The 11,104-nt window shown below is 47.9% G+C and carries 12 protein-coding genes; all 12 read right to left on the bottom strand.

The annotated features are described in order from the left end of the window. Positions 1-37: 37 nt before the first annotated feature. A complete protein-coding gene (gene pseB / locus NFS31_RS25480; protein ID WP_251501532.1) occupies positions 38-1,063 on the bottom strand; it encodes a UDP-N-acetylglucosamine 4,6-dehydratase (inverting) in 1,026 nt (341 codons plus the stop codon). A gap of 89 nt (positions 1,064-1,152) precedes the next feature. Then, on the bottom strand, positions 1,153-2,268 hold the full coding sequence (locus NFS31_RS25475; protein WP_251501529.1) for a 6-hydroxymethylpterin diphosphokinase MptE-like protein: 1,116 nt from the start codon (positions 2,266-2,268) through the stop codon (positions 1,153-1,155). 23 nt (positions 2,269-2,291) lie between these two features. Then, entirely contained in the window at positions 2,292-2,732 is a 441-nt protein-coding gene (locus NFS31_RS28110; RefSeq protein ID WP_251501535.1) for an FkbM family methyltransferase, read from the bottom strand. 386 nt (positions 2,733-3,118) lie between these two features. Next, complete coding sequence (locus NFS31_RS25465; RefSeq protein WP_251501527.1) at positions 3,119-3,442, bottom strand: hypothetical protein; 324 nt, start codon at positions 3,440-3,442, stop codon at positions 3,119-3,121. Further along, a complete protein-coding gene (locus tag NFS31_RS25460; protein WP_251501525.1) occupies positions 3,439-4,362 on the bottom strand; it encodes a class I SAM-dependent methyltransferase in 924 nt (307 codons plus the stop codon). The genes NFS31_RS25465 and NFS31_RS25460 overlap by 4 nt, the downstream gene beginning before the upstream one ends. Positions 4,363-4,449: 87 nt before the next feature. After that, entirely contained in the window at positions 4,450-5,613 is a 1,164-nt protein-coding gene (locus tag NFS31_RS25455; RefSeq protein WP_251501522.1) for an FkbM family methyltransferase, read from the bottom strand. Beyond that, positions 5,597-6,247, bottom strand: a complete 651-nt coding sequence (locus tag NFS31_RS25450; protein WP_251501519.1) for an acylneuraminate cytidylyltransferase family protein — start codon at positions 6,245-6,247, stop codon at positions 5,597-5,599. Before NFS31_RS25450 ends, NFS31_RS25455 begins: the two co-directional genes overlap by 17 nt. Then, positions 6,244-6,912, bottom strand: coding sequence for a ribulose-phosphate 3-epimerase (locus NFS31_RS25445; protein ID WP_251501517.1), 669 nt, complete (start codon positions 6,910-6,912; stop codon positions 6,244-6,246). Before NFS31_RS25445 ends, NFS31_RS25450 begins: the two co-directional genes overlap by 4 nt. A gap of 77 nt (positions 6,913-6,989) precedes the next feature. Next, positions 6,990-7,886, bottom strand: a complete 897-nt coding sequence (locus NFS31_RS25440) for a type I phosphomannose isomerase catalytic subunit (RefSeq protein ID WP_251501515.1) — start codon at positions 7,884-7,886, stop codon at positions 6,990-6,992. Continuing rightward, positions 7,887-8,711, bottom strand: a complete 825-nt coding sequence (gene kdsA / locus NFS31_RS25435) for a 3-deoxy-8-phosphooctulonate synthase (RefSeq protein ID WP_251501512.1) — start codon at positions 8,709-8,711, stop codon at positions 7,887-7,889. It lies immediately after the preceding gene. A 58-nt stretch (positions 8,712-8,769) separates the two neighbouring features. Next, entirely contained in the window at positions 8,770-10,089 is a 1,320-nt protein-coding gene (locus tag NFS31_RS25430; protein ID WP_251501510.1) for a 6-hydroxymethylpterin diphosphokinase MptE-like protein, read from the bottom strand. Further along, positions 10,083-10,727: a recombinase family protein gene (locus NFS31_RS25425; RefSeq protein WP_251501508.1), complete on the bottom strand. Its 645-nt coding sequence runs from the start codon at positions 10,725-10,727 to the stop codon at positions 10,083-10,085. The genes NFS31_RS25430 and NFS31_RS25425 overlap by 7 nt, the downstream gene beginning before the upstream one ends. Positions 10,728-11,104: the final 377 nt, after the last annotated feature.

The following is an 11,104-nucleotide window of genomic DNA, read 5'->3' as shown; positions in this document are numbered from 1 at the left end:
AAATTTCTTTTCCTGCACGATATTCAGTTGTCAATTTTCAGTTAGAATCACATTCATTGAGATTCCGAGAAGTTATATGGACATCCGCCTTCAGCCTTATCTTCAGTTCCTCTACATCAAGCCACTCTTTATTTGTCCCTGAACTATACTCAAAACCGGCTGTAACCGGCCTCCCCCCTTTAATCAGCATACTTTCATTCCACCAGTCAAAATGTGGGTATATGATATAATTCTTTTCATATTCATATGTACGTATAGAGTCTTCTTTAGTTATCATTATCTCGTGAAGCTTTTCTCCCTCACGGATCCCTGTCTCCAACAAATTACACTCCGGCAGCATAGCCCTTGCTAAATCTGTAATGTGAAAAGAAGGGATTTTTGATATAAAAACTTCCCCTCCATAAGACTTCTCCAAAGCTTTTATAACCAGCTCCACCCCCTGTTCAAGGCTAATCCAAAATCTGGTCATCCTATAATCTGTAATAGGTAATTCACTTCCTCCGTTGTCTATGATATCCTTAAAATACGGGATCACGGATCCACGGCTGCCCGCCACATTCCCGTACCGCACAACAGAAAACCGTGTCCCATTTGCTCCGGAATAAGAGTTCGCTGAAATAAAAAGCTTGTCCGATACCAGCTTAGTCCCTCCATACAAATTGACTGGATTCACTGATTTATCTGTAGATAAGGCCACTACTTTTTTTACGCCAGTGTCCAGGCTCGCATTAATAACATTAATCGCCCCATTAACATTTGTCTTTATTGCTTCAATTGGGTTATATTCGCATGCCGGAACCTGTTTTAATGCCGCTGCATGAATGACATAATCCACACCATTCATGGCTCTCTTTAATCTCCCTTCATCACGGACATCCCCAATAAAAAAGCGAAGAATATCTGAATACCCTTTGTATTCGTTTTCCATGATAAACTGCTTAAATTCATCTCTTGAATAGATAATAATCTTTTTAGGAACATAATTTTTAAGTGCATAATTAACAAAATGATGCCCGAAAGATCCCGTGCCGCCAGTTACCAAAATGGTTTTATTATTTAACATTTTACCATTCCCCTCATTTTCCTTATATACTAAGCACTCGCTATTTGCAACAATTGAGGCTCTTCTGGACGCTGCATCTGTATATAGCCTCAAATCACTTTATCCAAATCGGCCCTGGGAAAAATATCAAGTTTTCCCCCTCTTGTCGCATTGCAAATCCTGATTCCATGCAAATCCGCGTATTGTTTCGCCGCCCTGTAGCCATCCATGATTGCGTCAATTTCTGTAAATATTCCGAAATGCTTACGAACCTCTTCTGGAAGCGCCATCCCCTGCCTTTCCTCCATCTGCTGTATCAAATGATTATAATCCCTTATATCATTTCTCGTTATACTTCCATCCGAATGCCTCTCTATGGAATAAGAACAGTCCATCCCTAAAAGATAAATTTCTTCAAATCCCATATAGACCGCTAACTGCAGCATCATATAGGTAACGCTTCCGGATGAATACACCTGTCTGCTGCAGTCACCACTAAATAAAGGAAGACCTTGTTTTCCGTCTCTCCCCCTGACATCCTTCACATAATACAAATTTCTGATATCTTTACAATCCCGGAATGCAAATCCCTCGCTCATGATACTTGTAAAAAAAGCTTCGCAGTTCGACGCCAGCCACTCCACATCCTCTTTCTCTGACATCATCTTTTTACAAAAAGACTCATCCCAGGCACAGTGAAAGGTCGGCCTCCAGGACGTATGTTCATACAGCGCATAGATGGAATTGCTGGCAAATGTAATCTCGCCCTTCAGCTTTTCCAGATCCTCTATGGTAAGGCTCGGGCCGTTTCCAATTATAAAGCACCTGTTTCCCTTATACAGGCCCTCATATCTTTTCAGCTTTTCCGTATACCCCTTCCAGTGTACCGTATCCTCGTAACACTCATAAATCGTGTTTTTTGTCTCATATAGCACGAGGCGATCTTCCCGGACGCCGCAGTCTATCAATTCTTTCATCATCTCGTCTCTGTATATGTACGAAGAGATGATATAATATGCATCTTCGTTTCCCGCTTCCCGGTAAGAAATAACCTTTTTTCCATGGATCGGCCCCTGCCTGCTGTTTCTGTCAACATAGCCTTCCCAGGCAATCTGATGCTTATCAAAATACCTTCCGAAAATTTGTCCATACGTTCCCGCCCCTACTATATACACGTTTGTCAGGGGCCGTGACTTTGCCAGATCAATAAACTCATTTATATCCATATCCAAACTTTCCTTATAACACCTTATTTTTTCTTTCTTGATTCAGGGAGCGCATATAATACCGTTTCGGACTGGCCATACCAGTATTGTCTTATATAAAACGCATATTCATGTTTCACCATCTCTTCAATCAACAACGGGATTTCAAAAAAGTCTTCGCGCTTATGATAAATACAGATTGTCAAAACAGGTTTATTTCTCTTTATCATCTCCTCTGCTCCCAGCAGCGCCTCTTTTTCAGCTCCCTCAATATCCATTTTTATAAAACTGACTGGTTTCCCCTCAAGTATTTTATCTAATGAACAGCAGGGAACCTCTGTCCCTTCCGCCTCCCCTATATAACTTCCCGCATTCTCTGATACGAATTTAAGCCTCCCTTCCGTCTTCCATACCGCATAATTATAAGCAGTAATTCGTTCAGCCTTCCCGGGCTTTTTTATATTTTCGGTTAATTCATGAAATATATCCGCCTCCGCCTCAAAACAATAATAATTCCCGTTCCACCCCGGAAATGCCTGAAAAAACTGTCAACCGTGTCGCCTACATAAGCGCCTGCATCTACAAATCCATCTTCAAAAGAATACCCCCGCAATAACTCCCTGTCGAAATATTGATGCTCTTCTTTATCCACCGCCCATTTCATCTCGTCCAGCCATCTGACCTTTTTCGTTATCCTGTAATTAAGAATACACCTGTATATATGCTTAGATTTCTCATCTTCTAATTGCTGATATACGGATTCATATTTCGCGATATTGGATTGTATAAACGCCTTTTCTTCATGATTATGCAGGGAAATACCGGCTGGTTGAAAAAAATAAATATCCTTTTCTTTTTTTCCTAACCTTAATCACTGCTCTTTTATCACATCATATGCTGTGCTGGAAATGATCACTAAAGCATCCGGCCATCGTCCCTTCATCTCTTCGGAAGACATAACCGGCAATCCCAGGTAGCAGGCTCCGGTTTTCATCTCATTATTGTCGCAAAACGCCCTGACTCTGCCTTCTTCATTATGAGCTCTCAATAATTCCAATGTCTGTCTCCCGCCAATCCCGGCGCCAAAAATGATAATCTCATGATACGAATCCACTTTCTCCAGCAGATTGCCTTCATATTCCTCCGAGCCGTCTGACCAATCTAATAATTCTTGCAATTTTTTTGTCTGCATCATCTGTCTTTCTCCCCGCTACCTTCATAAGCGCAGACATCTTTCACGATCTCGCACACAATATAATCCGACTTTTTCTGCTGTTCCAGCTCCGAAATCCAGGCCCTGTCCATTGTCTTTGTGATAAAATCATACCCCTTGTGCCGCCCCGGCTGCCTGTTCAGAAGCCAGTAAACAAAATTCCCCAGCCCATACCGCTGGTAATACCTGACACCGAATCCGGTTATCCCGCACCTTTCGGCCATGGCCGCAAAACTCCCTTCTGACAGCACCCACGGATGCTGCGTGCTGAACAGGAAGCTCTCGTACGCGCCGCCCAATACCTCACGCATGACCGGCGCGTCCGTCGGTGTTCCTATGAAAGCCTTTCCTCCGTTTGACAGCAGGGCGTACGCCTCCTCTAAAAACGTCTGCGGATCTTCCACATGCTCGATCACATCAAATGAGACTATCACATCCACCTTGCCCCGGTATTCCTCTAACGCCTCCTGCGCATACCCGAATACGGTATACCCTCTCTTTCGCATGGACTCCCGGTATGTCTCTGACGGCTCTATTGCAATCACCCTGGCTGCGACTGCCTGTATGTAATCTAAAAACGCCCCTGCGCCGCAGCCGATGTCCGCCACGGTCTTTCCCCGGAAGATTTCGGTTCCTGTGTACCGAAACTTTTCCAGGCTTTCCCCGTCATGCAGCCTGTAAAACGCATCCACATCCGACGTCCCTTCCAATTCGTTCCTGTAAGCCTCGCTCTGGTAATATTCCCTGCTGTCCCTCCCGCTGTTATCATGCCAGATGGTTCCGCATCTCCCGCACCGGAACAGTTTCATCTTCTCAGACGTATAATTCCCCACTCTTCCGTCGCGGATTTTTCCCTCATATGTTACCGCCGCATCTTCACAGCCGCATATTTTACATCTCATCCTCTTATTCCCTCACATCATCCGGTTTTACCTGACCGCCCGAAAATCCTCCGGCGTGTTTGAAAAACCTTTCCCGTTGTCTGCGCCTCACATTTTCCCGGCCCGCTTCTTTGGAACCGCATAAAGGATCGTATCCCCCGCCGAATTTTTATAATGTCTTAATTTCATCTCATACGGGCGGTCTAACGATCTGACAAAATCAGACAATGCCAATAAATCGTCCTGCAGATGGTATGCGCACACCGCCAGCCCCGGATGGTATGCCTCAATCGTTTTTCTGGCCCCTTCCAGGCACCTTCTCTCAGCGCCTTCTATATCCAGCTTGATAAAATCCAGCCTGTCCAAACCCAGATCATCGATCCGCTCCGTTACAATGCGTTCAGACCCCTGTTCCCCTATTTTCCCGGACAGGCCCGTACCGGAAAACACCATCCCGCTCCCGGTCGAGTCCCACAGCGCAGAGTGATGTACGAAGATCTGATGCGGACAGAACCGTTCTTTTTTATCCTCTATCAGCCTGCAGTTGGCGCGGCCCGCCTCAAAACAGTGCAGGCGCAGCCTTGCCCGGACTCCCCATGCTTCAACAAAGTCTTTTACCGTATCCCCGTCATAGGCCCCGCCGTCGATTATAAAATATTCCCCTCCCTCAGGGCCGCTCCCCCATATGGCCTTATCTGTATAGACGCTACCATTGCTCTTTATCTGCTCCAGACAGCTTCTGTCCCTCGTCAGCCTGTAATTTAAAATGCCGCGCAGCGTTTCCTTTGAATACTCATCCGCCAAATCCCTGCAGAGCTCTTCAAAACGCGGCAGATTTCCCCTGATATATTCCTCCTCCGAGGAAACATACTGGCAGTTTGTCGTTTCCCACGCCATGGACTTAAGGAGATTATACATATGCTTCTCCAGACCGGGATCATAAGCGGTGATCTGCCGCTGAATTTCTTCCTGCCACATGGAAGCGATGCATACCGCCGCCTCCGGGTACAGCCGGATCGCATCTTCAAAGGATAATATATCCAGAAAGTTTTGCGCCTTCCCCTGTTTCCGTTCTGAATTATCACAGAAACACCGGGGCATGATCCCGTGTTTTCTTAAGGCGCTAACCGTCCAGTCGCCGCTTCCGCCGGCCCCGAAGACGATCACGTCCTTTGCCCTTTTCAGTTCTTCGATCATACAGGTATCAATGATTTCTTTTTTTGAATGTTCAAAGTCCAGCTTCATCTTTCTGCCCTCAAATATAGTCCACATGGCCGGCTATCATCTGTGCAAATTCCAGATCCTCCATGGTATCAATATCCACAGACTCTATCTCCCCCACTTCCTGTATGAACGGGTGGAAGCCGATACGTCTCCCGTGCTTTTCCCATAACTGCCTGCTGAAAATAAAGAATGCGCTTGTCTCTGCAAAAACAGGCTCCATATCCTGGGTCCGGGGGACATTTTCGATATCATAATTAATCGGTTTTCCCTGATACCAGGCAAATGTCTGTATCCTCTTTGCGGAAAACGCCGAATCATATTCCCCGCTCAGCACATGATCCAGCGCATTTTTTAATGTCTCGCGCTTTGTAAACGGCGATGTCGTACACAGGGCGATATAGATATCGGCCTGTACGTCATTCAGGAATGCCGTATATGTGTCCTTCGCCCGGATCTCATTCCCGTCCAGCCACTTCTCCCTCTGCAGAAACTTTACGCCGGACGGAATGTACTGCCGCACTTTTTCATCGCTGCAGTATATATACACATCGTCAATCCCGTCTACCTGCAGGGCCGTATTAAGGATATGGTAACACAGCGGCCTTCCGCCTATGGGCTGGGTATTTTTATGCGGGACACGTTCGCTGTTTAACTTTACCGTAGCAAATGCAGCCACCTTCATCCTGTCTCCTCCAATGCTTTCTTAATCCTCTCCATGTGTTCCATATAGTTCATGTCGCCGTAAAACAGCGCCGCCGTCCCCAGGACAAAGTTCTCCACTCCCTTTTTGCCAAGGCGGCAGATTCTCTCCAGGTTGCACGCCCCGTCCATCCCGATGGAAAACCGGTACGCGTCCTTCAGCTTTAAAAGCTGTTCGATTTTGTTTTCCGCATACGGCAGGTATAACTGCCCCGCCTGCCCCGGGTTTACCCCCATCACCATAACACGGTCCACCACGTTTAACAGTTCCTGGATATATCCCACGGATGTCCCGGGATTGATCACAATCCCCGCCTCTAATCCCATTTCTTCGATCTTCTGCAGCGTAGTAATCGCATGGTATTCTGATTCGGGATGGATATAGATGATGTCCACGCCGCAGTCGGCAAACAGCCCGATATATCTCATCGGGTTTTCTATCATCAGATGGACCTCTGTCTTCAGACTGGTGATCCTGCATATATGCTGAATATCCTGCATCCCCATCCCAAAATACGGGACATAATTTCCGTCCATCACATCCAGATGCAATATGTCCGAACCTGCTTTTTCTAATAATTCGACCTCTCTGTCCAGATTTCCATAATTGGCGCACATCATGGATGGGCATAAATTAATCTTCCTCATGTTCTCTTATTAGTCCAGCTATCCATTCTGTAAATTCTCCTGTCCGTCCATTTTCCTCCTGAGCAGGTTGCACGGCGTCATTTCCTTAATCTTGCCGCGACGATATCGGTCAGCGCAGCGCCTGCCAGCGTCTCCCCCGGAAACAGAATCACCGCCATCCCCGGATGGAGCGGTATATCCCCGCACTCCCCAACGCCTTTCAGGATGGAAATGCATTCGATCTGCTCCCCGCCATTTTTGTAGGATCGCATGCCCTGCATCCTGCAGATCTCGTAGTTTTCTTCCCGCATCCACTCCCCGGGGGTACAGGGGCGCTTTTGGGGAACCCGGCAAAGGTCTATGCTCTCACGGGCCTTCGGGATATGTAATTCCCGCGTTTTCCCGCGCTCGTCCACCCGGTTGTAATCATAAAACCGGTATGTAAAATCACTTCCGTATTCAATTTCATATACAAGGCTTCCCGCCGTCAGGGCATGCAGGGTCCCCGCCTCTATGCAGACATAATCATCCCTCTCAACCGGAAAATGCGCCGTAACATCCTCCGTCCTTCCGTTTTCCACGGCCGCTTCAAGCTCTTCTTTTGAGCCGCACGCACATCCCGCGTAGATCCACCTGCTTTTTGGTTCTTCCAGAAAAATATAGGACTCGGTTTTCCCGTTTCTTTCATGTTCCAGCCTTTCTGCTGTCCGGGCATCCGGGTGTACCTGTATGCTTAAGTTCTCCCTGGCGTCAACCAGGGCGATGGTGAGCGGGAAGCTCTCATACGCCTCCATCCCCCAGTTTCGTTTCTCATGGGGAAATATCTGCTCCAGCGTAACGCCGGCATACGCTCCGTTCAGCGCCCTGTTTGAAAGTCCCTTATGCCCGTTCACCAGGTAAAGATGCCCTGTTTTCGCGCCGTCCCTCTTTATAAGCCTGCCTAACCGGTTCCCGCCCCAGACCGTCTCGTGTATTACAGCTTCCAAAATTATCATCTATCTGACCCCGTAACCATACGTATTTTGAACCTCCCTGATCGCAATCAGTTGCCTTAACAGATCTTCCAACATGCTTAAATGCAGCATGCAGCTCCCGTCGCACTTCGCCTCGTCCGGATTATCGTGAACCTCCATGAATATTCCGTCCACCGCCCCGGTTGCCATGGCGGCCCTGGCCAGATACGGCGCATACTCCCTCTTTCCGCTGTTGCCATGGTCTGCGCCCCCGCCGGATATCTGCACGCTGTGCGTCGCGTCAAACACCACCGGATAGCCGAAACGCTTCATGCGGACCAGCCCCGTCATATCTACGACAAGATTATTGTATCCGAAGCTGCTCCCTCTCTCGCATAACATAAGGTTCCTGTTTCCATAGTCTTCAAACTTATGGATGACATTTCCCATCTCCTCCGGGCTTAAGAACTGCGCTTTCTTTATATGAATCGTCTTTCCTGTCTCTGCCGCTGCTCTGATCAGGTCCGTCTGCCTGCACAGAAAAGCCGGGATCTGTATCACATCAGCCGCTTTTGCAATCACTTCTGCCTGCCAGGGCTCATGGATGTCGGTTGCAATCCTCACGCCCAGCTCCTGTTTCACCTTTTTTAAAATCCGGACGCCTTCCGTTAATCCCGGCCCCCGGTATTTTGCCGCGGAAGTCCGGTTCGCTTTATCCCATGACACTTTAAAACAATACTCGATCTGCAGTTTCCTGCACAGGTTCGATATCTCTTCTGCCAGATACATGACATTTTGTTCCGATTCCAGCGCGCACGGCCCTGCTATCAGAAAAAAACGATCGTCTTTTACGAATGGATTCATCATCTGCTTCTTCCCTTTCACTGTTATGATGCCTGGAGCGTGTCTGAAAAAATGCCCTCAGCTATTCCTGAAGCAGGTCATCCAGATTTACCCGTTCAAAGACCTCCAGATACCCGCCCCGGGTCGCATTGTAAATTTTGATTCCCCTCTGCTCTGCATACTCTTTCAGCTTCCCGTAGGCATTGACAACCGCCTCGGACGCCGTCACGTATCTCGCCACGTCATACGTCGCCCCGTATACATGTGTTTCCTCTTCTTTTGGCTCATTAAAATGGCGGAATCCTGTTTTTGCATAGGAGTTGTCACATCCCAGTAAATAAATTTCTTCAAAGCCTTCATACATCGCCAACTGCAGACTGATGGTCGTTACTGAGCCGCTGTTATACGCATACTCCGAAAAATCATCGGATATCAGTCCCCGTTCCCATGTGCTCTTGGTAAAAATCGAGTGATAGATATAAAATTCCTCTGTCAGGCTGTCATAATCAAAATCGATGCTTGCATCCGCTATGAACTTCTGCTTCACATCCATGTCCCTGATAGCTGACCCGAGATGGTTCATGACATCCACGTCTACCACCACATATTGATCCGGCCTCCAGTCCGTCTTGTCAAATCCTTTAAAAATGGTATTGACACCGATACAGAATTCATGGCTGCGTTTCAGTTTTTCCAGATCAGCAAACGTCAGGCTCGGGCCGGTGGCCACAATAAAGCACCTCTTCCCTTTGTATTTGTCCTTCATGCCGGCAATCTCCGGGTTCCTGTAGTCAGGTATAAACCGCTTCCAGTCATATAGATCTCTTGTCTTCCAGCCGTGGATCCGGCTGTCGCACTCATCCTCGCGGATCGTCTCCAATATCGTTGTATCCGCCTCTATCTCATCCAGTTTTTTCACTGTAATGAACGGGAACATCCGCCCAAACGATTCCAGGCGCTGTCCGGATATATCGCGGCCGAATATCAGGCCGGCGCATTCATGGCCTGAATGTTCTAAATATTCATACATTAACACACTGTATAGCGTATGCCCGTAGACGGCTACTTTCGTCTCAGCTACCTTTAAGTTGTCCAGATACTTCCTGGCGCGCTTCCATCCATATCCGATCAGCTCCGGCGGACATTCATTGTACTCAAAAAAGAAGATCTCTTCCTTATCTAACATTTCAACAATGGATTGCCCCATTGATAATGAGACCAGGATTGCATAGTCTGAATAATGCGTTTTATAATATGCAAAGTCAATGATCGGCCGGCCATAAAAGGTCTGGCCGGCCTTTTTCGGGTCCGAATCAATGAATGCCGCAATCCTGTCTGTTCCGAATATTTCGGCCGCTATGTGCCCGCGGTCGCCGGCTCCCCACACAACAAATGTTACCATCCTGCTTCCCTCTCTATCTTATTCTCTGGATCGCTGCAGTTTTCCCGCTCTGCCTGCCTCGCCCGGCGGTAAAAGGTGCCCCGCGAAAACCCGCACAGCTTTGCCGCCTCCTCCACGCTGATCTCCCGGGAAGCCCATCTTTTGTACACCGGATAAAAGTTGTCCGGCGTCGGCAGGGGGCTGCGGCCAAACCTTGTACCCTCGCGCTTTGCCCTTTCAATCCCCTCGCGCTGCCTGCGCCTGCGCGCGCTTTTATCTGCCTCTGACACATAGTTCAGCATATCCAGCACGATATCCGCGATCAGGCTCCCGTACTGCAGCTTTCCGCGCCTGGTGTCAATCAGGGGCGTCTCCAGGATGGAGACGTCGGCGCCCTTTTCCTTTGTCAGCAGCCCCCACTCCCTGCGGATCTCAGGGTACGTGTCCCCAAGCGCGCTTAAGCAGCGGATATACAGCAGATCGCCCGGCCTCAGCCGGCTAAAGAGCCTCCTGTATTCCGGCCTCTCCCCGGCGCTTCCCGTCTCCACATCCGCAAAAATGTGCTCCTCCTCTACCTGCATCTCGCGCATGACGGCTGTCTGCTCCCGTTTGTCCGCGCCGCCCGGAACGATCCGGCAGTATGCATAAACCTCTCCCATATATCGTACCCCCATCATTCTTTGGCCCTGGCATTTCTCAAACACGCTCCAGGCCGCATAACCGGAAACTGTCCCACAATTTATGCTATTTGAAAACAGACATATCCTGTCCAGTTATGTATACCTTTCTTTATAGGGAATTTCCTGATGGGATTCCGTCAGAATTAACAAAAGATGGGCTTATTTTTCTTGATTTTCAGCCGACAATAGTATAAAATAGACATGTTTTTGAAAAGAAAAAGGAGTTCAAAAATGTATACATTTTTGAACTCCCTTATAATAATAACAAAAACGCACGATCCCCCCCCAGACTGTCCGAAAACCCTGATCTTCATCCATTTGAAGTCATTTTGGACACTAAAAAATCAGGTTCATCG

This window comes from Otoolea muris, from assembly GCF_943193115.1.
GTDB lineage: Bacteria > Bacillota > Clostridia > Lachnospirales > Lachnospiraceae > Otoolea > Otoolea muris.
This window is presented reverse-complemented; position numbering and strand designations above follow the sequence as displayed.

Bases quoted from the DNA above. Each gene is read 5' to 3' on its own strand.
- pseB (WP_251501532.1), bottom strand. From the start codon at position 1,063: ATGTTAAATAATAAAACCATTTTGGTAACTGGCGGCACGGGATCTTTC.
- NFS31_RS25475 (WP_251501529.1), bottom strand. From the start codon at position 2,268: ATGGATATAAATGAGTTTATTGATCTGGCAAAGTCACGGCCCCTGACA.
- NFS31_RS25465 (WP_251501527.1), bottom strand. From the start codon at position 3,442: ATGATGCAGACAAAAAAATTGCAAGAATTATTAGATTGGTCAGACGGC.
- NFS31_RS25460 (WP_251501525.1), bottom strand. From the start codon at position 4,362: ATGAGATGTAAAATATGCGGCTGTGAAGATGCGGCGGTAACATATGAG.
- NFS31_RS25455 (WP_251501522.1), bottom strand. From the start codon at position 5,613: ATGTGGACTATATTTGAGGGCAGAAAGATGAAGCTGGACTTTGAACAT.
- NFS31_RS25450 (WP_251501519.1), bottom strand. From the start codon at position 6,247: ATGAAGGTGGCTGCATTTGCTACGGTAAAGTTAAACAGCGAACGTGTC.
- NFS31_RS25445 (WP_251501517.1), bottom strand. From the start codon at position 6,912: ATGAGGAAGATTAATTTATGCCCATCCATGATGTGCGCCAATTATGGA.
- NFS31_RS25440 (WP_251501515.1), bottom strand. From the start codon at position 7,886: ATGATAATTTTGGAAGCTGTAATACACGAGACGGTCTGGGGCGGGAAC.
- kdsA (WP_251501512.1), bottom strand. From the start codon at position 8,711: ATGATGAATCCATTCGTAAAAGACGATCGTTTTTTTCTGATAGCAGGG.
- NFS31_RS25430 (WP_251501510.1), bottom strand. From the start codon at position 10,089: ATGGTAACATTTGTTGTGTGGGGAGCCGGCGACCGCGGGCACATAGCG.
- NFS31_RS25425 (WP_251501508.1), bottom strand. From the start codon at position 10,727: ATGGGAGAGGTTTATGCATACTGCCGGATCGTTCCGGGCGGCGCGGAC.